Origin of the sequence: Pseudomonas sp. Mn2068 (assembly GCF_049319725.1) — a bacterium.
GTDB lineage: Bacteria > Pseudomonadota > Gammaproteobacteria > Pseudomonadales > Pseudomonadaceae > Aquipseudomonas > Aquipseudomonas gingeri.
Window position 1 is genome coordinate 12230 of the sequence record NZ_JBMOUG010000015.1, and the last position, 22804, is coordinate 35033.

The 22804-nt window shown below is 64.7% G+C and carries 21 protein-coding genes; 12 read left to right on the top strand and 9 right to left on the bottom strand.

Annotation, left to right across the window (positions count from 1 at the left end):
* The first annotated feature begins 7 nt into the window (after positions 1 to 7).
* From ACL9RJ_RS26385 to ACL9RJ_RS26405, 5 genes are all read left to right on the top strand, one after another.
* A complete protein-coding gene (locus tag ACL9RJ_RS26385) occupies positions 8 to 679 on the top strand; it encodes an NAD(P)H-binding protein (protein ID WP_177119336.1) in 672 nt (223 codons plus the stop codon).
* A gap of 47 nt (positions 680 to 726) precedes the next feature.
* Entirely contained in the window at positions 727 to 1635 is a 909-nt protein-coding gene (locus ACL9RJ_RS26390; RefSeq protein WP_177119337.1) for a LysR family transcriptional regulator, read from the top strand.
* Between the two features lie 119 nt (positions 1636 to 1754).
* Positions 1755 to 2948, top strand: coding sequence for a CaiB/BaiF CoA transferase family protein (locus ACL9RJ_RS26395; RefSeq protein ID WP_177119338.1), 1194 nt, complete (start codon positions 1755 to 1757; stop codon positions 2946 to 2948).
* Positions 2945 to 3886, top strand: a complete 942-nt coding sequence (locus tag ACL9RJ_RS26400; protein WP_177119339.1) for a hydroxymethylglutaryl-CoA lyase — start codon at positions 2945 to 2947, stop codon at positions 3884 to 3886. The genes ACL9RJ_RS26395 and ACL9RJ_RS26400 overlap by 4 nt, the downstream gene beginning before the upstream one ends.
* A 78-nt stretch (positions 3887 to 3964) precedes the next feature.
* On the top strand, positions 3965 to 5305 hold the full coding sequence (locus ACL9RJ_RS26405; protein ID WP_422765827.1) for an MFS transporter: 1341 nt from the start codon (positions 3965 to 3967) through the stop codon (positions 5303 to 5305).
* On the opposite strand, the gene ACL9RJ_RS26410 is transcribed toward ACL9RJ_RS26405, so the two are convergent.
* Positions 5293 to 5811, bottom strand: a complete 519-nt coding sequence (locus ACL9RJ_RS26410) for a DMT family transporter (protein WP_422765828.1) — start codon at positions 5809 to 5811, stop codon at positions 5293 to 5295. The two genes, ACL9RJ_RS26405 and ACL9RJ_RS26410, sit on opposite strands and share 13 nt — an antisense overlap.
* Before the next feature lie 77 nt (positions 5812 to 5888).
* Between ACL9RJ_RS26410 and ACL9RJ_RS26415 the strand changes: the two genes are divergently transcribed.
* Together ACL9RJ_RS26415 and ACL9RJ_RS26420 are read left to right on the top strand one after the other, a co-directional pair.
* Positions 5889 to 6815 (top strand): LysR family transcriptional regulator, encoded by a 927-nt coding sequence (locus ACL9RJ_RS26415; RefSeq protein WP_177088188.1) that lies wholly within the window; start codon positions 5889 to 5891, stop codon positions 6813 to 6815.
* Between the two features lie 879 nt (positions 6816 to 7694).
* A complete protein-coding gene (locus ACL9RJ_RS26420; protein WP_017124331.1) occupies positions 7695 to 8171 on the top strand; it encodes an REP-associated tyrosine transposase in 477 nt (158 codons plus the stop codon).
* Positions 8172 to 8597: 426 nt separating this feature from the next.
* Here the strand turns inward: ACL9RJ_RS26420 and ACL9RJ_RS26425 are convergent, their stop codons facing one another.
* On the bottom strand, positions 8598 to 10121 hold the full coding sequence (locus ACL9RJ_RS26425; protein ID WP_017124330.1) for a fumarate hydratase: 1524 nt from the start codon (positions 10119 to 10121) through the stop codon (positions 8598 to 8600).
* Between the two features lie 335 nt (positions 10122 to 10456).
* Between ACL9RJ_RS26425 and ACL9RJ_RS26430 the strand changes: the two genes are divergently transcribed.
* The 3 genes from ACL9RJ_RS26430 to ACL9RJ_RS26440 are packed head-to-tail and all read left to right on the top strand — an operon-like array spanning position 10457 to position 13289.
* Complete coding sequence (locus tag ACL9RJ_RS26430) at positions 10457 to 11563, top strand: GGDEF domain-containing protein (protein WP_017124329.1); 1107 nt, start codon at positions 10457 to 10459, stop codon at positions 11561 to 11563.
* Entirely contained in the window at positions 11556 to 12494 is a 939-nt protein-coding gene (locus tag ACL9RJ_RS26435; protein WP_422765829.1) for an iron-sulfur-binding ferredoxin reductase, read from the top strand. Before ACL9RJ_RS26430 ends, ACL9RJ_RS26435 begins: the two co-directional genes overlap by 8 nt.
* A 45-nt stretch (positions 12495 to 12539) precedes the next feature.
* Positions 12540 to 13289 carry an enoyl-CoA hydratase-related protein gene (locus tag ACL9RJ_RS26440; protein WP_177119343.1) on the top strand — a complete coding sequence of 250 codons (750 nt, stop codon included), beginning with the start codon at positions 12540 to 12542 and terminating at the stop codon, positions 13287 to 13289.
* Between the two features lie 91 nt (positions 13290 to 13380).
* Here the strand turns inward: ACL9RJ_RS26440 and pyk are convergent, their stop codons facing one another.
* Complete coding sequence (gene pyk / locus ACL9RJ_RS26445) at positions 13381 to 14832, bottom strand: pyruvate kinase (protein WP_017124326.1); 1452 nt, start codon at positions 14830 to 14832, stop codon at positions 13381 to 13383.
* Positions 14833 to 15004: 172 nt separating this feature from the next.
* On the opposite strand from pyk, the gene ACL9RJ_RS26450 reads away from it, so the two are divergent.
* Positions 15005 to 15379: a tetratricopeptide repeat protein gene (locus tag ACL9RJ_RS26450; RefSeq protein WP_042934583.1), complete on the top strand. Its 375-nt coding sequence runs from the start codon at positions 15005 to 15007 to the stop codon at positions 15377 to 15379.
* 227 nt (positions 15380 to 15606) lie between these two features.
* Positions 15607 to 15966, top strand: a complete 360-nt coding sequence (locus tag ACL9RJ_RS26455; RefSeq protein WP_017124323.1) for a PilZ domain-containing protein — start codon at positions 15607 to 15609, stop codon at positions 15964 to 15966.
* 18 nt (positions 15967 to 15984) lie between these two features.
* Here ACL9RJ_RS26455 and ACL9RJ_RS26460 read toward each other — a convergent pair whose 3' ends face one another.
* From ACL9RJ_RS26460 to ACL9RJ_RS26485, 6 genes are read right to left on the bottom strand one after another with little or no spacing between them, the layout of a single operon-like run.
* Entirely contained in the window at positions 15985 to 17316 is a 1332-nt protein-coding gene (locus tag ACL9RJ_RS26460) for a DUF58 domain-containing protein (protein ID WP_017124322.1), read from the bottom strand.
* A 13-nt stretch (positions 17317 to 17329) separates the two neighbouring features.
* Positions 17330 to 18346: an AAA family ATPase gene (locus ACL9RJ_RS26465; protein ID WP_177088197.1), complete on the bottom strand. Its 1017-nt coding sequence runs from the start codon at positions 18344 to 18346 to the stop codon at positions 17330 to 17332.
* On the bottom strand, positions 18343 to 19506 hold the full coding sequence (locus ACL9RJ_RS26470; protein WP_177119345.1) for a DUF4350 domain-containing protein: 1164 nt from the start codon (positions 19504 to 19506) through the stop codon (positions 18343 to 18345). The genes ACL9RJ_RS26465 and ACL9RJ_RS26470 overlap by 4 nt, the downstream gene beginning before the upstream one ends.
* Entirely contained in the window at positions 19503 to 21032 is a 1530-nt protein-coding gene (locus tag ACL9RJ_RS26475; RefSeq protein WP_177119346.1) for a DUF4129 domain-containing protein, read from the bottom strand. The genes ACL9RJ_RS26470 and ACL9RJ_RS26475 overlap by 4 nt, the downstream gene beginning before the upstream one ends.
* Positions 21019 to 21999 carry a stage II sporulation protein M gene (locus ACL9RJ_RS26480; protein ID WP_422765830.1) on the bottom strand — a complete coding sequence of 327 codons (981 nt, stop codon included), beginning with the start codon at positions 21997 to 21999 and terminating at the stop codon, positions 21019 to 21021. The genes ACL9RJ_RS26475 and ACL9RJ_RS26480 overlap by 14 nt, the downstream gene beginning before the upstream one ends.
* Entirely contained in the window at positions 21996 to 22721 is a 726-nt protein-coding gene (locus ACL9RJ_RS26485; protein ID WP_017124312.1) for an RDD family protein, read from the bottom strand. The genes ACL9RJ_RS26480 and ACL9RJ_RS26485 overlap by 4 nt, the downstream gene beginning before the upstream one ends.
* Positions 22722 to 22804: the final 83 nt, after the last annotated feature.

Sequence of the window (22804 nt, forward strand, 5' to 3'; positions counted from 1 at the left end):
GTCGTCCATGAAGATTCTGTTGTTCGGTGCGACCGGCATGGTCGGCCAGGGTGTCCTGCGTGAATGCCTGCTGGCCGATGATGTGCGGCAGGTCCGGGTCATCGGTCGTACGCCGGTGAGCCAGGTCGATGGCAAGCTCAGCCAGGTGGTACACGCCGACCTGTTCGACTACCACGGCATCGAGGCCGAGTTGCAGGGCTTCGATGCCTGCTTCTTCTGCCTCGGTGTTTCCGCGCTGGGCCTGGACGAGGCGCAGTACACCCGGGTGACCTACGACCTGACGATGGCGGCCGCGACGACCTTGTCGCGGCTCAACCCGGACATGACGTTTGTCTATGTCACCGGCGCGGGCACCGACAGCAGTGAAAAGGGCCGCAGCATGTGGGCACGGGTCAAGGGGCGCACCGAGAACGCCTTGCAGCGCCTGCCGTTCAAGGCGGTGTACCTGATGCGTCCCGGGGCGATCCAGCCGCTGCACGGCGTGCGCTCCAAGACCCCGCTGTACCAGACGGTCTACAGTGTCGCCGGACCGTTGATCAGCCTGCTGCGGCGCTTGTGGCCGGACACCATCCAGACCACCGAAACCGTGGGCCGGGCGATGCTGGCGGTGGCCCGCCAGGGCGCGCCGCAGGCGATCCTCGATCCCCGGGCGATCAATCAACTCTCAGCACGGGGCTGAAAGGGCGATATCCTCGGCACTTCGATTGAGCCGCCGCCGAGCCTGCCATGCTGCAAAAAAGCCTGATCCGCCGCCTGGACCTGATCACCCTGCAACTGTTCGTCGCCGTGCACGAAGAAGGCACCCTGACCCGCGCGGCGGCCCGCGAGGCCATCGCCGTGTCGGCGGCGAGCAAGCGCCTGATGGAGCTGGAAGAGGCGCTGGGTGTCGGTCTGTTCGTGCGCCAGGCCAAGGGCATGGCGCTGACGCCGGCCGGGGAAACCTTGCTGCATCACGCCCGGCAGATGTTGTTCAACGTCGAGAAAATGGGCCTGGAACTGGGTGAGCACACCCAGGGTGTGCGCGGTTATGTGCGCATGCTGGCCAATCTTTCGGCGATCATCCAGTTCCTGCCGGAAGACCTGCGGGACTTCTCCGCGCGCCATCCGCAGGTGAAGGTCGATCTCGAAGAGCGTCCCAGCAATGGCGTGGTGCAAGGCGTGCTCGACGGCGTGGCCGATCTCGGCGTCTGTTCCTGCGACACCGATGTGCGCGGCCTGCCCAGCGTACTCTACCGGCACGACCGGCTGGTGGTGCTGATGCTGCCAGATCATCCGCTGGCGGACCGCGAGGAACTGGCGTTCGCCGAGACGCTGGACAGCGATCACGTCGGCCTGCATTCGGCCAGTTCGATCAATATGCGCACCCATGCGGCGGCCCGCGCGGCGGGCAAGGTGCTGCGCCTGCGGATCCATGTGCCGGGCTTCGATGCCATGTGCCGGATGGTCCAGGCGAACATGGGCATCGGCATCCTGCCGCTGAAGGCCTATGAGCTGTTCGGTCGGGCCCTGGGCTTGCACGCCGTGCCGCTCAACGACGAATGGTCCACGCGCAGCCTGATCCTGGTGGCCCGGGATGAGACGGCGTTGTCGCCGGTGAGCCGTTTGTTGTTCGAACACCTGAAAGCGCCGGACTGAACGTTCCTGCTCCCGAGCTTTCGCGTTTCGCGAACGAAGCTTGCCGAGTGAAGGTTGGATTCAACACCCCGTGCTCCACTAGCCTTGGCTGCAAATTCCAAGAAAGTGAGGTACCGGTGATGACTGCTCCCCTGAGCGGAATCAAGGTGATCGAGATCGGCACGCTGATTGCGGCGCCCTTCGCGGCGCGCATGCTCGGCGAGTTCGGCGCCGAGGTGATCAAGATCGAATCCATCGGCCAGGGCGATCCGCTTCGCAAGTGGCGAAAGCTCCACGAAGGCACCTCGCTCTGGTGGTACCTGCAATCGCGGAACAAGAAATCCCTGGCGCTGAATCTCAAGTCGGCGCAAGGCATTGAACTGGTCAAGCAACTGGCGACCGATGCCGACGTGCTGATCGAAAACCTGCGCCCCGGCGCCCTGGAGAAACTCGGTCTCGGTTGGGACGTGCTCCACGCCCTCAATCCCGGGCTGACCCTGGTGCGCATTTCCGGCTATGGCCAGACCGGCCCCTATCGCGACCGTCCCGGATTCGGCGCCATCGGCGAAGCCATGGGCGGGATCCGCTACACCACCGGCACGCCCGGTTCGCCACCGGCGCGGGTCGGGGTCAGTCTCGGCGACTCCCTGGCCTCGTTGCACGGTGTCATCGGCGCGCTGATGTCGCTGTTGCGGGTCAAGACCGGCCAGGGTGAAGGGCAGGTGGTCGATGTCTCCCTGGCCGAAAGCGTGTTCAACGTCATGGAAAGCCTGGTGCCGGAATACGACCTGCTCGGCCATGTCCGTGAGCGTACGGGGGGAGCCTTGCCCGGCATCGCTCCGTCCAATACCTACCTGACCGCTGATGGCGCCTATGTAGTGATCGCCGGCAACAGCGACCCGATCTACAAGCGCCTGATGAACGTGATCGGCCGTCCCGACCTGGCCGAGGCGCCGCAGTTCGCCCACAACGATGGCCGGGCGGCACAGAGCGGGTTGCTGGACGCGGCGATCACCCACTGGACCAGCAGCCTGCCGATCGACGATGTGCTGCTGGCCCTGCAGGACGCCGAGGTGCCGGCCGGGCGGATCTATTCCGTCGCCGATATCGTCGCCGATCCCCATTACCAGGCCCGCGACATGCTGCTGGATGCGCAATTGCCTGGTGGTACCCGAGTGAAAATGCCGGGCATCGTGCCGAAACTGTCCGAGACACCGGGCGTGGTGAATTGGCAGGGGCCGAGCCTGGGCCAGCATACCCATGACATTCTCCAGGACCTGGGCCTGATCGAGGCCGATATCGAACGCCTGAAAGCCGAAGGGGTGGTGCAATGATCCGCGATTTTTCCGAACGCCTGGTGGTCCAGGAAGTCTCGCCCCGCGACGGTTTGCAGATCGAACCGAGCTGGGTCGAAACCGTCGACAAGATCGCCTTGATCGACGAACTGTCGCTGGCCGGCTTCTCGCGGATCGAAGGCGGTTCCTTTGTCTCGCCCAAGGCGATCCCGGCGCTGCGCGATGGTGAAGCCGTCTTTCGCGGCATTCGTCGCCAGGCGGGCGTGATCTACGTGGCATTGGTGCCGAACCTGAAAGGGGCCGAGCGGGCCCTGGCGGCCGGCGCCGATGAACTGAACCTGGTGATGTCCGCCAGCCAGAGCCACAACCGGGCCAATATGCGCATGAGTTGCGAGGCCTCGCTGACGGCCTTCGCGACGGTCATCGAACGGGTTCGCGGCGAGACGGTGCTGCTGAACGCGAGCATCGCCACCACCTTCGGCTGTCCGTTCGAAGGTGCCATCGACGAAGACCGCGTGGTGCGGATCGTCGATACCTACCTGGAAATGGGCATGCAGGGCATCACCCTGGCCGACACCACCGGCATGGCCAATCCGCGTCAGGTCGAGCGGCTGGTCAAGCGTGTGCTCGGCCGTCTGCCGGCCAAGGCCCTGACCCTGCATTTCCACAATACCCGTGGCCTGGGCCTGTGCAACGTGCTGGCCGCGTATGAGGTCGGGGCCCGGCGTTTCGACGCCGCGGTCGGCGGGCTCGGCGGCTGCCCTTTCGCCCCCGGGGCCTCGGGCAATATCTGTACCGAGGACCTGGTCAACCTGTGCGACGAGATGGGCATCGACACCGGGATCGACCTGCCGGCGCTGCTGGCGATCTCCCGTCGCCTGCCGGCGCTGCTCGGACACGAACTGCCCGGCCAGGTGGCCAAGGCCGGACGCAATTGCGACCTGCATCCGCTCCCGGACTTTGGCGCCGGATCATAGCGGTACCTGCTTCAGACAATCATCACCAGACAACAAAAACAATCGGACACCCACGGGCAGTCCGCCTGGAGAAATACCATGAGCCTCAATGTCCTGGAGGCGGGCGCGAGCCCCGCCGTTATGCACACTGCCGAAAAAGCCCTGGTCAGCAAGGTCGCCTGGCGACTGATGCCGCTGATCATGGTCTGCTACCTGTTCGCTTTCTTCGACCGGATCAATATCAGCTTCGCCAAGTTCCAGTTGCAGGCCGACCTGAGCCTCAGCGACACCGCCTACGGGTTGGGAGCGGGGCTGTTCGTGGTCGGCTATGTGCTGTTCGAAGTGCCGAGCAACATGATGCTCTACAAGGTCGGCGCGCGCCGCTGGATCGCCCGGATCATGATGTCCTGGGGACTGGCGACGGCGGCGATGGTCTTCGTCAACAGCGAATGGCAGTTCTATGCCCTGCGTTTTGTCATCGGCGCGATGGAGGCCGGTTTCGCCCCGGGTGTGCTGTATTACCTGACCTTGTGGTTCCCCCAGCACTATCGCGGACGTATCACCTCGATGCTGTTTCTCGCCTCGGCGTTCGCCGGCCTGGTGGGCGCGCCGTTCTCCGGGCTGGTGCTGGAACACCTCGACGGTGTGTTGCAGATGCGCGGCTGGCACTGGTTGTTCCTGCTCGGCGGCCTGCCTTGCATCGGTCTCGGCCTGTTGGTGCTGACCCTGCTCAAGGACCGTATCGACGATGCCCACTGGCTGACACCGGCGGAGAAGACCCTGCTGTCGAGCCGTATTGCCCAGCATGAGCCGCACCAGGGCGGCAGTTCGCTGCTGGCGGCGCTGCGCATTCCCGGTTTCCTGACCTTGGGGCTGATCTACTTCCTGATCCAGGTCGCTTCCTATGGCCTGAACTTCTGGGCGCCGCAGCTGATTCGCAGCGCGGGCACCCAGAGTCCGGTGATGATCGGCTTGCTCACGGCCATCCCCTATATCTGCGGGGCGATCAGCATGGTGGTGGTGGGACGCCTGTCCGACGCCAGTGGCGAGCGCCGCAAGTTTGTCTGCGGGCTGGTGGTGCTGGGGGCGATCGGCTTCTTCTGTGCGGGAATCTTCGCCGATCACACGGTGTTCCTGATCGTTGCCCTGAGCCTGCTGGGAGCCGGGATCATCGCGTCGATCCCGACCTTCTGGACCTTGCCGCCGAAGCTGCTGGCCGGCGCGGGTGCCGGTGCGGCGGGCGGTATCGCGGTGATCAATACCCTGGGGCAGTTCGGCGGCATCATCAGCCCGGTCATGGTCGGACGGATCAAGGACCTCAGCGGCAGCACGACGCCGGCGCTCTACGTCATCGGCGTCACCAGCATGATCGCCGCCGGATTGCTGTTGTGGGGGCTGCCACAGAAACTGCGCAGCCTCGACCGGCATCAGGCCGACTGAGTATTGCCCGCCGCTGACGTGGGCAGTTGGGCGACGGGCCGGCCGGGGGCGCTGCCGAGCTGGATCGTCACCACCCCGGCGATCAGCAGGGCCGCGCCGATCAGCCGCGGCGTGTCGAGAGGGCGCGCCTGCAGGCCGAACAGGCCGAAGTGATCCAGCAGCAGCGAGGCCGCCACTTGCCCGGCGAGGGCCAGGGCGATAAAGCCGCCCGTTCCCAGCCTGGGCACCAGCAGTACCGCCAGGGCGACGAAACACACACCGAACAGGCCGCCGAGCCAGATCCAGGCGGGAGCCCGGGCGGCAAATTCCAGGTCGGGGAAGGGCAGGCGCAGGGCGAGCATCGTCGGCAGCAGTACGGCCATGCTCACCAGCAGCGAGACCAGCGTTGCCCACAGCGGATGGCCGAGGCCCCGGCCCAGGTTCGCGTTGACCGCGCTCTGGAACGGCACCACCGCGCCGGCTAGCGCCGCCAGGGCCAGCAGCCCGAGCCAATTCAAGGTGTTCATGATCGTTCTCCAACAGGTTTTGCTGGACTCTAAGGTATTCGCCGGGCAAATTTAAATTCGAAGAAAATATCAAGAGTATGCAGCGGATGAATGATCTTCGTCGTATCGATCTCAACCTGCTGGTGATCCTCGACGCCCTGCTCGCCGAGCAACACGTGACCCGTGCCGCCGAGCGCCTGCACCTGAGCCAGCCGGCGGTCAGCCATGCCCTGGGCCGTTTGCGCGATTTGCTCGGTGATCCCTTGCTGGTGCGTGTCGGCGGCGGCCTGGTGCCGACCGCCCGGGCGCTGGAACTGGCGTTGCCGTTGCGCGATGCCCTGGGTCGGGTGCAGGACCTGCTGGCCCCGCAAGGCTTTGATCCGGCGTCGGCCCGACGCACGTTCCGGCTGGCGATGTCCGACTATGGCGCCGCCCTGTTGTTGCCGGGGCTGGTGCGGGTGTTGCGGCGGGAGGCGCCGGGCATTGACCTGCAGATCACCCAGGCCAGTCGCGAGGGGATGCTGGAACTGTTGCTCAATGGCGATATCGATGCGGCCACCGGGGTGTTCCCGGACTTTTCGCCGGAGTTGCGCAGTGCCCATCTGTTCAGCGAGCACTATGCCTGCCTGGTGGATCGGGACAGTCTGTCGGCCGGGGGCGGGCTCGATCTGTCCGACTATCTGGCGCGGCCCCATGTGCTGCTGGAAATGCGTGGCAGCGGCACGGCGGAAATCGAGCGGGCCCTGAGCGCGATGCACCAGCGTCGGCGCGTGGCGCTCAGCCTGCCGCACTGGAGCGTGGCGCCGCAGTTGATTGCGGGCACGGACCTGATCCTGACCGTCGCCTCGCGCAACTTGCGCCATATCGATCAGGAGCGGCTGGTGGTAGTGCCGCCGCCCTTCGAGATTGCGCCGTTCGATTTCATTTTTGTCTGGCACCAGCGTCGTGATGGCGATCAGGCGCTGGGCTGGCTGCGCGAACGCCTGCGGGCGGTGGTGGCCGTGGGCGCGCTGGATTGCCGGTGATGGGGTCGCGAGTCCTGCGGCGCTTGATCGTCTGCCATCGCCAGCAAGCCGGCTCCCACAGATTGAGATGTCATACGCCGGTTCTGTGTCCGACATGCCCCTTGTAGGAGCTGGCTTGCCAGCGATGAGGCCCTTGAGTCTTGCGGCGCCTGCTCGGACGCCATCGCCAGCAAGCCGGCTCCCACAGATTGAGATGTCATACGCCGGTTCTATGCCCGGCACGGCCCTTGTAGGAGCTGGCTTGCCAGCGATGAGGCCCTGGAGCCTTGTGGCGCCTGCCCGGACGCCATCGCCAGCAAGCCGGCTCCCACAGGGAGAGGTGTCATACGCCGGTCCTGTGTCCGACATGCCCCTTGTAGGAGCTGGCTTGCCAGCGATGAGGCCCTTGAGCCTTGTGGCGCTCGATCATCTATCATCGCCAGCAAGCCGGCTCCCACAGGGTGAGAGGTCATACGCCGGTTCTGTGTCCGACACGGCCCTTGTAGGAGCTGGCTTGCCAGCGATGAGGCCCTGGAGCCTTGTGGCGCTTGATCGTCTGCCATCGCCGACAAGCCGGCTCCCACAGAGTGAGATGTCATACGCCGGTTCTATGCCCGGCACGGCCCTTGTAGGCGCTGGCTTGCCAGCGATGAGGCCCCTGAGTCTTGTGGCGCCTGCCCGGACGCCATCGCCAGCAAGCCGGCTCCCACAAGGTTTGTGCATGACCATCAAGCATCGTTGCAGTCACGATCTGGGTAGGTGTTGGGTTGCCAGGCCGCCGCATCGCAACAATGGCAGGGGTACAGACACATCCAGAACCAAGGTCATTTTTCATTTTTTCCGGTCGCGTACTAACTTTTCTGTGACCTCCCACCCCTACAGGAAGGCGACGGATTGCCTATGCCACCTCACTCCAACCGGCTGCGTGCCGGGCGCTATTCACAGTCCGGACAAATCTATCTTCTGACCGCCGTTATCGAGAACCGCAGACCGATTCTCGCCGACTGGCAAACGGGCAGGTTGCTGGTACAGCAATTTCGTCAGGCACAAAGCTTAGGCTTGGCTGACTCCCTGACCTGGGTCGTTATGCCGGATCATTTCCACTGGTTGGTTGAACTGAAAAACGGCACCTTGCCAGAGCTGATGCTTGCGACAAAATCGAGAAGTGCACGAGAGATCAATGCCCGTTCAGGACGTTCGGGGAGGCTTTGGCAAAAAGGCTTTCATGATCGTGCGATTCGCAGCGAAGAAGATTTGCTGGCAGTTGCCCGCTACATCGTCGCCAACCCGTTGCGCGCTGGTTTGGTGACACAGGTAGGGGATTATCCACTATGGGATGCTGTATGGCTGGAGGATGCTGATGGTAAGGATACGTGAGCTTGATACAGCCATCGCTACGCTGGGGCGTCCGGGTGGGCACCGCAAGACTTGAGGGCCCCATCGCTGGCAAGCCAGCTCCTACAGGGATCGCGGTGGTAGCGATATTGGGTGGTGATGCCCCCCTTGTGGGAGCCGGCTTGCTGGCGATGACGTCCGGATGGGCACCGCAAGGCTTGAGGGCCTCATCGCTGGCAAGCCAGCGCCTACAGGGATCGCGGTGGTAGCGATATTGGGGGGTGATGCCCCCTTTGTGGGAGCTGGCTTGCTGGCGATGACGTCCGGGTGGGCACCGCAAGGCTTGAGAGCCTAATCGCTGGCAAGCCAGCTCCTACAGGACTTGTATTTCGCCACGGTGCTGTTTTCCGGGCATAAAAAAAGCGGCCCGGATCAACCGGGCCACCTCTTTTCCTGCAACAGAAGCCGTTACTGCACTTCTACCGCCAGGCTGTCGCTGATTTTCTTCTGCCAGATCGCCGGGCCGGTGATGTGCACCGATTCGCCCTTGGCATCGACGGCGACCGTGACCGGCATGTCCTTGACCTCGAACTCGTAGATCGCTTCCATGCCCAGTTCGGCAAAGGCGACGACCTTGGATTTCTTGATCGCCTGGGCCACCAGGTAGGCAGCGCCACCCACGGCCATCAGGTACACGGCTTTGTGGTCCTTGATCGCTTCGATGGCGGTCGGGCCGCGCTCGGACTTGCCGATCATGCCCAGCAGGCCGGTCTGGTCGAGGATCTGCCGGGTGAACTTGTCCATGCGCGTGGCGGTGGTCGGACCGGCTGGGCCGACGACTTCCTCGCGCACCGGGTCAACCGGGCCGACGTAGTAGATGAAGCGACCCTTGAGGTCCACCGGCAAGGTTTCACCCTTGTTCAGCATTTCCACCATGCGCTTGTGCGCAGCATCGCGACCGGTGAGCATCTTGCCGTTGAGCAGGACGGTTTCGCCCGGCTTCCAGCTCTGCACGTCTTCCGGGGTCAGGGTGTCGAGGTTGACGCGACGGGCCGACGGACCGGCTTCCCAGACGATTTCCGGGTAGGCGTCCAGCGGTGGCGCTTCCAGCGAGGCCGGGCCGGAACCATCGAGCACGAAGTGCGCGTGACGGGTGGCGGCGCAGTTGGGGATCATGCACACCGGCAGGGAAGCGGCGTGGGTCGGGTAGTCCATGATCTTCACGTCGAGCACGGTGGTCAGGCCGCCCAGGCCCTGGGCACCGATGCCCAGCTGGTTGACCTTCTCGAACAGCTCCAGGCGCATTTCTTCGATGCGGTTGGACGGACCACGTTTCTTCAACTCGTGGATGTCGATGGATTCCATCAACACTTCCTTGGCCATCACCGCGGCTTTCTCCGCGGTGCCGCCGATGCCGATGCCGAGCATGCCCGGTGGGCACCAGCCGGCACCCATGGTCGGCACGGTCTTGAGGACCCAGTCGACGATCGAGTCGGACGGGTTGAGCATGGCCATCTTCGACTTGTTCTCGGAACCGCCGCCCTTGGCCGCCACGTCCACTTCCACGGTGTTGCCCGGGACGATGGAGTAGTGGATGACCGCCGGGGTGTTGTCCTTGGTGTTCTTGCGGGCACCGGCCGGGTCGGCCAGGATCGAGGCGCGCAGGACGTTTTCCGGCAGGTTGTAAGCGCGACGCACGCCTTCGTTGATCATGTCGTCCAGGCCCATGGTGGCGCCATCCCAGCGCACGTCCATGCCGACGCGGACGAAAACGGTGACGATCCCGGTGTCCTGGCAGATCGGCCGGTGGCCGGTGGCGCACATGCGCGAGTTGATCAGGATCTGTGCCATGGAGTCACGGGCGGCCGGCGACTCTTCCCGCAGGTAGGCCTCGTGCATGGCCTGGATGAAGTCCACGGGGTGGTAGTAGGAAATGAACTGAAGGGCGTCAGCAACGCTCTGTATCAGGTCGTCTTGCTTGATCACGGTCATGGGTCGCGCTCCTCTATAAAGACGGGAACATTTAAGTAAGGTGTTTGCGACCTGGGTGCATCCGGTCTGTCGAAAACATCTTTTGAGGCTGGCCGGGCACGCAGGACCGGCACAAAAAAGGCGCGGCAGTATAACCCGCCCGGCTGCCGGGCACATCCGTCAGTGGTCAAACCATGGTCGAGTGGCGGCAGGCATCGTTCTTGCGTGCTCGTACAGCAAAAGCTGTACTAGTTGTAAAAAATTGAATAGTCATTTTTGATCCAGATCACTAGAGTGGCAAGTGGCCTGTACGGGAAGGAAACCCCTTGAGCCCTCAGCGCACGGTGAGTCATAGATTGACCCATAAAGCCATACAGAGTCTGTTACGCAAACGCTTTGCCCTGGCTGCCGGTACGTATGTACTGGCATTGCTGCTGGTCTGGGCGGCGATTTTCACCGACCACTACCGTGCCAGCGTCACCACGGGCCTGATCAGTACCGGCCTGGTGATCGCCAGCCAGGGTGGACTCGGCTGGCTGTTTTTCAGTGGCCGCAACCTGCGCTTTCGCGATCCGAGCCTGACCGAGTTCCAGGTATTGCTGGGACTGGGCTGGCAGACCTACATGATGGCCAATCTCGAGCACGCCCGCGGCACCTTCCTGGTGTTTTACCCGCTGGTGCTGCTGTTCGGCCTGTTTCATCTGCCGCGCCGCAAATTCGTGCGTTGCGCGGTGCTGGTGTTCTTCAGCTTTGCCGCCCTGAATCTGTGGGAAGGCTATCAGTTCCGGCTGCCCGATCCCGGACTGGCGGCGCTGCAGGTCAGCGTGCTGTTCGTGGTGCTGGTGTGGCTGTGCCTGTATGCCAGTTATGTCCAGGCCTCCCGGCAACGCATGCGCCAGCGGCGGTTTGCCCTGCAGGCCCACCAGGACACCCTGCGCGGAATGATGCGCCAGCTGGAGGATCTGGTCGCCACCGACGAGCTGACCGGCCTGTATAATCGTCGGCACTTCCTGCGCCTGGCTTCCCGCGAGCTGGAACTGATGGACCCGGACACCGTGCACGGCCTGGCGCTGATCGACCTGGATCACTTCAAGCGCATCAACGACGTCCATGGGCATGCGGCCGGTGACCAAGTGTTGCAGGCCTTTGCCGGCGTGGCCGGCGCCTGTGTACGCGAGGGCGATGTGCTGGCCCGTTATGGTGGAGAAGAATTCGTGTTGCTGTTGCCCAATGCCGATCCCGAGCGCCTGACGGCCTGCTGCGAACGCCTGCGCCTGGCCTTTACCCAGGTCGAGCTGGTTGGCGTGACGGTCAGCAACCTGAGCCTGTCGGTGGGCATGACCCTGGTGGCCGAGGGCGACGATCTGGATGACGCCTTGCAGCGTGCCGACCAGGCGCTGTACCGCGCCAAGCGGGACGGTCGCAACCGCTGTTGCGCCGCCTGGGAATACAGCGATGCCTGAGCTGCGGGTCGGTGAACGGGCCTGGTCGGTGGCCATCGGCAGCAATCTGCTCGATGCCTTGAACCAGGCCGGAGTGAGGGTGCCCTACAGTTGCCGGGCGGGCAGTTGCCATACCTGCCTGGTGCATTGCCTGCAGGGTGAACCGCTGGACAGGCAACCGCAGGCCTTGACCCCCGTGCAGCGCGAGCGTGGCTGGCGCCTGGCCTGTCAGTGCCAGGTGCAGGAGGACTTGCTCCTGGAAGTCTTCGATCCGCTACGGGACGGCGTCGCGGCCCATATCGCCGAACTCGACTGGCCGAGCCCGACGGTCCTGCGCCTGCGGCTGTTGCCGGAACGTCCGCTGCGTTATCGCGCCGGCCAGCATCTGGTGCTGTGGACCACCCTGGGTGTCGCGCGTCCCTATTCATTGGCGAGCCTGCCCGAGGAAGACCGCCACCTGGAATTTCACCTCGATTGCCGCCAGCCCGGCGAATTCGTCGATGCGGCCCGGCGCTTCAGCATCGGCGAAGTGATTCGCCTGGGCGAGTTGCGTGGCGGCGCCCTGCATTACGACCCCGACTGGCATGCCCGACCGCTCTGGCTGCTGGCGGCCGGCACCGGTCTCGGACCGTTGTGGGGCGTACTGCGCGAAGCCTTGCGCCAGGGGCACGAAGGACCGATCCGCCTGGTGCACCTGGCCCATGATCGCCAGGAGCACTACCTGGCCGCCGAGCTGGCCGGACTGGCCGCGACCCATGACAATGTCACGGTCGAATACCTGGACGGGGCCGAACTGCCGGAGTTTCTGGCCAAACTGCGGCTTGTCTCGCGACAAACCCTGGCTCTACTCTGTGGTGCCCCGGCCAGTGTCGAAGCCTTTGCCAAGCGTCTGTACCTGGCCGGATTGCCGCGTAATCAACTGCTGGCGGATGTGTTCCTGCCGCGGGGTTGAGCGCCCGCTTTCGAAAAACACAGAGCCCACAACAAGAGAGCCGTGATGACTGACGCGATTGTGATTGAGCGCGAAGGCGGTCTGCTGACCCTGCGCCTGAACCGTGCCGACAAGAAGAACGCCCTGACCCGCGCCATGTACAGCCAGTTGGGCCAGGCGTTGCGCCAGGCCGACGAAGACCCGGCGATCAGGGCGGTGCTGATCCGTGGCAGTGAAGAATGTTTTACCAGCGGCAACGATATCGCCGATTTCCTCGAGGAGCCGCCGAGCGACCTCGACAGCCCGGTGTTCCATTTCATGCGCAGCCTGCTCGACTGCCGCAAGCCGCTGATTGCCGCCGTGGCGGGGCCGGCGGTGGGGATCGGCACGACCTTGCTGCTGCATTGTGACCTGGTCTATGTCAGCGCCGATGCGCGCCTGCGGATGCCGTTCGTCAACCTGGGCCTGTGTCCCGAATTCGGTTCCAGCCTGTTGCTGCCACGCCTGCTCGGCCATGCCAGGGCTGCCGAGCTGTTGCTCCTGGGCGAAGGTTTCAGTGGTGAACAGGCGGCGGCCTGGGGGCTGGCGACGGCGGCCTTGTCCAGTGGTGCCGAGGCACTGGCCAGGGCCAGGGAAGCGGCACTGCGTTTCGAGCAACTGGCACCGGCGGCGGTGCAGATCAGCAAGGAGCTGATGAAGGCCCCGGACCGCGAGCAACTGCGCAAGGTGGTGGAGGCCGAGGGCGCGCTGTTTGTCCAGCGTCTGCGTTCGCCCGAGGCGATTGCCGCGCTTTCGGGGTTCATGACCCGGCGCTGAGCAATCGCAATGCCCGGGGACAGGTTCTTCCAGGCATTAAAAAGCCTCGCGGCAAGACTGCGGCGAGGCTTCGGGTCCAGCGTCAGGTCACTCAGACCATCGGGTCGCCGACATGCAGGATCTTCATGCCGTTGGTGCCACCGATGGTGTGGTAGCTGTCACCTTTGGTCAGGATGACCCAGTCGCCTTGCTCGACCACGCCGCGCTTGAGCAACTCGTCCACCGCGGCCTGGCTGACTTGCTCAGGCGGCAGCGAAGCCGGGTCGAACGGCACGGTGTAGACGCCACGGAACATCGCCGCGCGAGCCTGGGTTTCACGATGCGGGGAGAACGCGTAGATCGGCACGGACGAACGGATCCGCGACATGATCAACGGCGTGTAGCCGCTTTCGGTCAGGGCGATGATCGCCTTGACACCCGGGAAGTGGTTGGCGGTGTACATGGCGGCCAGGGCGATGCTCTGGTCGCAGCTTTCGAAGACCTTGCCGATACGGTGGCTGGAGGTCTTGCTGGTCGGGTGCTTTTCCGCGCCGACACAGATGCGGGCCATGGCCTGCACGGCTTCGAGCGGGTAGGCCCCGGCGGCGCTTTCGGCCGACAGCATGACGGCGTCGGTGTAGTCCAGCACGGCGTTGGCGACGTCGGACACTTCGGCACGGGTCGGCATCGGGTTCTGGATCATCGACTCCATCATCTGGGTCGCAACGATCACGGCCTTGTTGTGGCGGCGCGCATGCAGAATGATTTTCTTCTGGATGCCCACCAGCTCGGCATCGCCGATTTCCACGCCGAGGTCGCCACGGGCAACCATGACGGCGTCGCTGGCCTTGATCAGGCCGTCGAGGGTCTCGTCGTCGGCCACGGCTTCGGCGCGCTCGATCTTCGCCACCAGCCAGGCGGTGCCGCCGGCTTCGTCGCGCAGCTTGCGGGCGTATTCCATGTCGGCGGCGTCACGCGGGAAGGAGACCGCGAGGTAGTCCACTTCCATTTCAGCGGCGAGCTTGATGTCGGCCTTGTCCTTTTCGGTCAGGGCCGGAGCGGTCAGGCCGCCACCGCGACGGTTGATACCCTTGTGGTCCGACAGCGGGCCACCGATGGTCACGGTGCAACGCAGTTCGGTGTCGGTAGCGGTGTCGACGCGCATGACCACGCGACCGTCGTCAAGCAGCAGCTCGTCGCCCACGCCGCAATCCTTGACCAGGTCCGGGTAGTCGATACCGACGACCTGCTGGTTGCCTTCGGTCAGCGGATGGCTGGTGGAGAAGGTGAATTGATCACCGATCTTCAGCTCGATACGCTTGTTGGCGAATTTGGCGATACGGATCTTCGGGCCCTGCAGGTCACCCAGGAGCGCGACGAAGCGCCCGTGCTTGGCGGCGAGGTCGCGGACCAGCTTGGCGCGAGCCTTGTGCTCGTCGGGGGTACCGTGGGAAAAGTTCAGGCGGGCGACGTCCAGGCCAGCCAGAATCAGCTGTTCCAGAACTTCCGGCGAGTTGCTGGCCGGGCCCAGTGTGGCGACGATTTTAGTACGACGAACGGACATGCAGAGACTCCTGAGTTCAAGCGCAACGAGAGGCTACTATGGTCCTGTGCTGTAGTCATTGTTCATTTGCACTACTTTTCGGCGAAGAAGTTTTTTTCGGATATGTTGTTTGGCGAACACTCTGAAGATTTTCGCCGACGGGTCGATACACTGCCAAGAACAGGAGATATCCATGCGAATTTTGCTCGTTTTAGTCTTGGCCGCCAGTGTCGTCGGTTGCACCCGCTGGTCGATGAACAGCCACCTGAACAATGCCTACCGTTCCTATGACCGGGGCAATTGTGAAGACGTGATGCTGCAACTGTCCCAGGTCGACCGTGAGAGCCGCACCCGGCCCTACGTCCAGCCGGAAGTGTCGATGTTGCGCGGTCAGTGCCTGGAGCGCCAGAAACTGTTCGTCGACGCGGCGCAGACCTATCGGTTCATCATCACCCAGTTCCCCTACAGCGAATATGCCTACCGGGCCCAGGCTCGCCTGGATACCTTGCGTCAGTTGGGGCACGCCGACGGCGCAGTCCCGGCCCAACCCAGGCCGGCAGCCCTATGATGAAGGCTGTAATATGAACTGGCTCTCTGCCAGCTTTCAGCTACAGTTCGGGGGGTATGGTTTGAGTTTCATCAATTCGTTCGAGTTGAAAACCATGGCTCGGTAGATGTCATGCGACAGGGCGATCCGCTGCCGTCGCGCCGAGGCCAAGGGAGAGCGGGCCGGCTGGCCCTGCTCCGAAGCACTAGCGCGGTCATGCTGAATGGCCTTGTATAGCGATCACGAACATGCCTACCGACCGTCGAATCGAGCGGCACCAGTTGCCGTATTTTTTGAAGGTGTTCAACCGCTTCACCGACAAGCCCATGGGGTATCTGGGCAATGTCTCCGAAGACGGGCTGATGCTCATCAGCCAGTTGCCGTTATTGGTGAATGCGGACTTCCAGCTGCAATTGAAACTCCCCGGACCGGATGACACGGTCCAGCTCATCGATCTGAATGCCCGTTGTCTCTGGTCCCATGAAGAGGTGACGCCGGGCTATTACGACTCGGGGTTTGTCCTGTCCGAACCTCCCGAGGCGTATCAGAAGCTGGTGGATGCGTTACAGCACTATTTCAGCTTTTACCCGTTGGAGGCTTCGGCGTAGCCGGGGAGCCCTCCGGTTTCACAGGGTCCCGGCTTTCTTCCAGCTGAGGTAGCGACTGACCAGCTCGGCGCCGAGTTCGCTCGGACGCGCATCGAGTACGGGAACCCCATGGGCGTTGAGGCGCTCATGGAGATTGGCCCGGGCATTCAGGTAGTCGACCGTGCCGCAGTAAGCGAGGGCTTCGGGCAGCGTCTGTACCGGGCTCTGACGCAACTGGTCGAGGATTTCCTCACGCAGGCTGGCGACCAGCACCCGGTGCTGGCGACCCAGGCGCTTGACCGCGGTCAGCAACTCCTCGTCGTCTTCATCCCGCAGGTTGGTGACCAGCACCACCAGGGCACGGCGCTTCTGCCGGGCCAGGACCTGGCTGGCGGCGGCCTGGTAGTCCGCCGGTCGCTGGCTACTGTCCAGGTCGTAGACCGCGTTGAGCAGCAGGTTGAGCTGGCCCTGGCCCTTGACCGGTGACAGGAAGCGCGGTTGATCGCCGGCGAAGGTGCTCAGGCCGACCGCGTCGCCCTGGCGCAGGGCCACGTAGCTGAGCAGCAGGCAGGCATTGAGCGCATGGTCGAAGTGCGCCAGCTCGCCGTCCTGGCTGCGCATGCGGCGCCCGCAGTCGAGCATGAAGATGATCTGCTGGTCGCGTTCGTCCTGGTATTCCCGGGCGATCGGGGTGCGTTGCCGGGCGGTGGCTTTCCAGTCGATCTGGCGCAGGCTGTCGCCTTCGCGAAATTCCCGCAGCTGGTTGAACTCCAGGCCCAGGCCACGCCGCTGGCGCTGGCGCACGCCGAGCTGGCTGAGCCAGTTATCCACCGCCAGCAGGCGTGCACCGTAGAGCCGGGCGAAGTCGGGATAGACCCGGGTGGCGTCGTCGAGTGCCAGGTAGCGCCGTTGCGACCACAGGCCCAGCGGGCTGGGCAGGCTGATTTCGCAGCGCTCGAAGGTGAAATGCCCGCGGCGCAGGGGCCGTACGCGGTAACCCAGTTCGCTTTTTTCCCCCGGTTGCAGGGTGATGGACTGCGGCAGGTGTTCGAATCCCACGCCGTCCGGAACATGGTCGAACACCTGCAACTGCAGTTCGTCCGGGTAATCGTGCTGCAACTCGATGCGCACTTCGCCCCAGCGGCCCAGGGCCAGGCTGCCGGGCATCTGCCGTTGCAGGCGTGGCGAGGGCAGGCGGCGCAGGCGCGCGGCGTCCAGCGCGGCCAGCAGCAACAGCGCCAGCAACAGGCCCCAGCCGATCGCGTCGAAGCTTTCAGGGACGCCGACGCCCAGGGCCTTGAGCGCCCCGAGGAGGATCCCCAGCCCGAGCAGTACGCCCAGCCAGATCAGCAGCAGCCGTGAGGGTTTCATCGTTCGGGCTGACTCACAGGCGCGGCGCCGGGACCTGGTCGAGCAGTTGCCTGAGCACCTGCTCGACCGACAGGCCTTCTATATCCAGTTCCGGGGCGATACGGACCCGATGGCGCAGGACGGCCAGCGCACAACCCTTGATGTCGTCCGGTATGACAAAATCGCCGCCACGCAACAAGGCCCGTGCCCGCGCACCGCGGACCAGGGCAATCGAGGCTCGGGGACCGGCGCCGAGGGTCAGGCCGGGCCAGGTACGGGTGGCCCGGGCCAGGCGCACGGCGTAGTCGAGGACCTGCTCGTCCAGCGGCAGGTCGCTGGCGATACGCTGCAGGGCCAGCACATCCTTGGCTTGCAGCACGGTACGCAGCGGTTGCACGTCGAGCATGTCGGCCTTGGTCGAGCGGGTGACCTGGCGGACCATGTTCAATTCCTGCTCGGCCTCCGGATAGTCCATGCGCAGCTTGAGCATGAAGCGGTCCAGCTCGGCCTCGGGCAGCGGGTAGGTGCCTTCCTGTTCGATCGGGTTCTGGGTGGCCAGCACCATGAATGGCTGGGCAATCGGCAGGGCGCGACCCTCCAGGGTGACCTGGCGCTCCTGCATGGCTTCGAGCAGGGCGGCCTGGGTTTTCGCCGGGGCGCGGTTGATCTCGTCGGCCAGCAGCAGGTTGGTGAACAGCGGGCCCTTGCGCAACTTGAACTGCTCGGTCTGCAGGTCGTAAACGGCATGCCCGGTGACATCGCTGGGCATCAGGTCGGGGGTGAACTGGATCCGCGCGAAGTCGCCGCCGAAGCAACGGGCCAGGGCCCGCACCAGGAGAGTCTTGCCGAGTCCGGGCACGCCTTCGAGCAGGACATGGCCGCCGGCGATCAGCGCGGTCAGGACGTCGTCGATGACCGCGTCCTGGCCGATCAGGGCCTTTTGCAGTTCATGACGCACCGCCTGGGCCAGCTGGCTGGCGCGATGGCGCTGCTGGAGGGCGTGGGCCTCGGCGTCGACCGCCGGTGCCGGTTCCGTTGGATGTTCGCTCATAGGGCATTCCTGAGGGTTTGCAGGTGGGCGACCTGACGGCTGAAGTCAGCGCTGGAAAGGCGCTGTTTCGGGCGTGGGCGCAAGGCCTGGCTGATGGCGCTGGTGGGTTGGCGGGTCAGGCGCGCGAGCACCTGCCACTGGTCGGCAACGCCGAGCCGTTCGAATCCGGGGTGTCGGCGGCGGGCGCGGCGCAGGATGTCCTGTTGCAGGGCTTGCAGCAAGGCCTCCTGGCCGCTGCGCCGGAGCAGGAAATCGGCGCTGGCCCGCAGGTGTTCCTGCAGTTGCCGGCGGGCCTTGGAGGCCGGGGCCTGCAACGGACCCTGGCGCAGGCCGACATGCCATAGCCACAGGGCGATCAGGGCGGCGAAGGCCACCAGTGCCTGGGGGAAATAGCGCAGCAGCAGGCTGAACAGGCTGTCATGGTCGGTGTTGAACAGTAGTGTGACGTCGCTGTCCTGGCTCAGGTACCAGAGCAGCCAGGCGTTGTCGTAGCGACCGATGGCGGCGTTGGTCCAGAGGTCGGCGTCGGTCAGCACCGTGATCGTGCCGAGGCCGTAGCTCATTTGCATCAGGTGCGTGGAAGTGGCGCTGCTGGCCCAGGATTGCGCCAGGTTCTGCGGGTCGGACAGGTGGAAGGCGGTGTCGAAACTGAAGTAGGCCGGGGCGTCCTCGTCCTCCAGGTACATCCGGGTCAGTTGCGGGTAGTACTTGTCCTCGGGTTCGGGGCCGTCGCCCTTGAGGTCCTTGCTCAGGGACTGGCGCAGTTGCACGCGGTCCAGCAGCAAGTCGCCACTGCGGCCTTGTCGCGGGTCCCAGAGGGCTTCGGCGACGAACAGCAGGCGGCCGCCGGCCCGGGCCCAGTTGAGCAACTGGTCGGCCTGGCGCGGGCTCATGTTCGAGCGCTCGCCCAGCAGCATCAGGCTGTGGTGACGCGGTTCCAGGTCCGGGAGGATCCGCAGGTCGTTGGCGTGGTGGACGTCAAGGCCGTGCTGGCGCAGGAAGTTTTCCGCCGCGAGATAGGGATAGGCGCGGGCTTCGGGGGACGGCCCATGGTCGATGACCACGGGGTAGGGCACCGCCTTGTGATACAGGTACAGGCCCAGGCCGAGCAGCAGGCCGCCGACCAGCAAGGCCCCGAGCAGTGTCCGGCTCCGGTTCACGAACGGGCTCCCGGACCGAATAGCTGGCGCCAGCCATTGCACAGTTCCTCTTGCAGTTCAGGCGAGGGCGCGCGATGGCCGTAGGCGAGGTTCTGCCAGTGGCGGGTGAGTTTCTGGCTGAAGGCCTGGAGTTCCGGCTGCCGCAGATGCGCGACCCGCTCCAGGACCTGCCCCTCGGTATCGGCATTTTTCAGGGGCACCTGGAAGTCGTGCAGCAGACGACTCAGCAAGCCGCGATAGAGCAGGCTCATGGCCTCGCGGGGCTGGCTGGACCAGAGGGCTTCGGCGCGGCCGGCGATATCCTCGGGCAGGCTCTCGGTAGTCAGGTCGAGCCCGAACAGTTGCGCAGGCGCGCCGGGGCGCGGTTTTGCCGGCGGAGCCGGACGCCGGCTGACAAAGGCCTGCAACCAGTCCCGATAGCGCCAGGCCAGCCAGGCGATCAAGCCGAAAATGCTGGCCCAGAGCAGTACCGCCAGGCCATCGGCGAGGCCGTCGAACGTGCGGCTGTCGAGGCCGCCCAGCAATCGCTGCAGCCAGCCGGGCGCGGCCTTTTCGTTCTTCGCGGAGGGATCTCCCAGACGCCAGCGGGTGATGGTTTCCCGGTTCTTGAACGGTGCCGCGTCCAGTTGCGCCTTGATCGAGTCGTGGGCCGCCTGGCTGGTCAGCGGTTGTTGCAGCAGACGCGGGCTGTCCGGAGCGGGTGGCGCGGCGGCCATCGCCGGCGCGGGCAGTGATACCAGCAACAGACCCGCGACCATCAGACCGGCAAGCATCGGCGCCAGGCGCTGGCGCAATTGACGGAAGATCAGCTCGATGTCCCAGGCTTCCAGCACGGTGCGTCGATTGAGATAGAGACTGAAGCCGCAGGCGATATAGATCGGTTCCCAGACAATCAGCACCAGCACATAGAACAGGTTGGTCAGGTGTTCCAGCCACAACCAGCCGTGCTGGGCGGCGAAAACCAGTTTCTGCCAGTTCCAGTCGAGCTCTATCTGTCGCGGCAGCAGCAGGTAGAACAACGCCATGCAGCCGATCCACAGCACCGACTCCAGGTGCACGCCGATCAGTGTCAGCCAGCGCGCCCCCCGGTTGGCCCGTGGCAGCAGGACGCGCAGGCGCTGTTGCCGGGCTTGCCCGCCCAGGCCTTCGAGCTGTTGCACTGGCAGGGTGAAGCTGCGGCTCAGGCTCAGCCGGCGCCAGGTCAGGCTCGCCAGCAGTTGTGGCCTGAGCAGGCGCGGCCAGGCTTTCAGGGCCTGTTTCAGGTCCGGGGTATCGCCGAACAGGGCCCTGGACAGGATATGCAGCGGCAGGCGTTCAAAGGCTGGCTTCAGCCACCAGAACAGCAGCAGGGCGATCGACGGATGTTCCCACAGCAGCAGGCTCAGCAGGGCAAAGACCGGGAGGGTGACGATGGCCCAGCTGGTCGTCAGCAAGCCACGGTGTTGCCTGGCCAGCAGGATACCGAGGTCCATGGCTTCCCAGCTGCTGCGTGGACGGATGGTGACGCTGGCGTCAGTCAGGCGCATGACGACTCCGTCCGGCAAACAGCAGGTAGGCCGCTACCAGCAACCATGCGCCGGCACCCACCAGGTACTTGATCAGCAGCGTCGGCTGGGTCCGCGAGGACCAGTAGGCTTCGATAAACGCGGCAATCAGCAGGAACAGGATCACCCCGGCGATCATCTGGATGCTGCTTTTCGCCGCCAGGCGCAGGGCTTCGCCGCGGCTCAGGCGTCCTGGTGCTACCAGTGACCAGCCCAGTTGCAGCCCGGCGGCACCGGCCAGGGCGACGGCGGTCAGTTCAAAAGCGCCATGGGCGATGACAAAGGACCAGAAGGTCTGGCCGAAGCCGATCTGGGTCAGGTGGCCGGCGACCGAACCGATGGTCAGGCCGTTGAACAGCAGGAAGAACAGGCTGCCCAGGCCGAACAGCAAGCCGCCGGCAAAGGTCTGGAAGGCAATGCCGATGTTGTTCATGATGTAGTAGCCGAACATCGCCCAGTCTTCGCTGGAGGCGCGTGCGGCGGTGCGTCCCAGCCGGCTGGCGGCGGGATCGTACATGTTCTGCATGTCGGCGACCTGTTGCGGGCTGACGATGCTGTAGATCAGGTCCGGGAACAGGTAGACCAGCACGCCGATCAGCAGCAGGCTGGCGAAGAACAGCAGGCCGGCGGCCAGGACAAAGGGCCATTGCCGGCGTACCAAGCGGGGGAAGTCGGCGAGGATGAATCCCAGCAACTGGGCGCCCAGGCGACTGCGATGTCGGTAAAGCTGCTGGTGTCCGCGCAGGGCCAGCTGTTGCAACGGATCCACCAGGTGACTGCTGTAGCCGCGCTCCTGGGCCAGCGCGAGTTGATGGCACAGGCGCCGGTAGGCCGCGGGGAATTGCGTCGAGGTATCGGCCTTGGCCTTGCCGCGTTCCAGTTGTTCGAGCAGATGACTGAAATGTTGCCACTCGGGCTGGTGACGGCTTTCGAAGAGGCTCTGTTTCATGTCGGCCCCAGCAGGCCACGGGCGATGCCGTTCAGCTCGGTCACGGCGAGGGAGGGCGGGACCCGCAGCGCCGGGGCGAGGAGGCCGGCCAGTTCGTTGACGCGCTCGGCGGACAGTTCGCCCTGGCGCTCGGCGAAACTCAACAGGGCCCGTTGTTCGTTCAGGCGCAGGGCGAACACCGGCGTTCTCGGCACCGCTTCGGGCAGAGTCGGGCGCGACAACGGTTGTTCGCGGTAGATCACCAGCGTGCCGCCGGCCAGGTCACCCAGGCGCTTGAAGGTCGGATGCTGCAGGCAACTGAGGGCGCCCAGGCAATAGCCGAACGGCAACATGTCGACGAAACGCAGGAGGTTGCGGGTCAGCGAGGCGGACCAGCCGACCGGCGTGCCGTCATCGTGCACCACCCGCAGACCCATCAGCTGTTTACCGGGCGAGCGGCCCTGGTTGAGCACTTCGAACAGCACCATGTACCACCAGCTGACCAGGAACAGGATGATCGAGCCGAGGCCGGCACCGAACTTGTCCAGCAGGGTCAGCACCGAGAGCAGGGCGCCCAGGATCACGCCGCGTACGCCGAGGTCGATGGCGAACGCGACCGCCCGCACCGGCAGGCCGGCCGGGCGCAGGGGCAGGTCGATACCTTCCGGGGTCTCGACCTGGTAACGGGTATCCAGTGGCGTTTGCAGCGGTGCATTCCTTGTCGGGCTTGAAGTCGGCGGCATGGCTGCCATGTCGGTAGGGACTTGTCGGCCGATCCTAGCCAGCGCTGCCGGGCTAAGCAACCGAACTCTGCAATCGGCTGTAT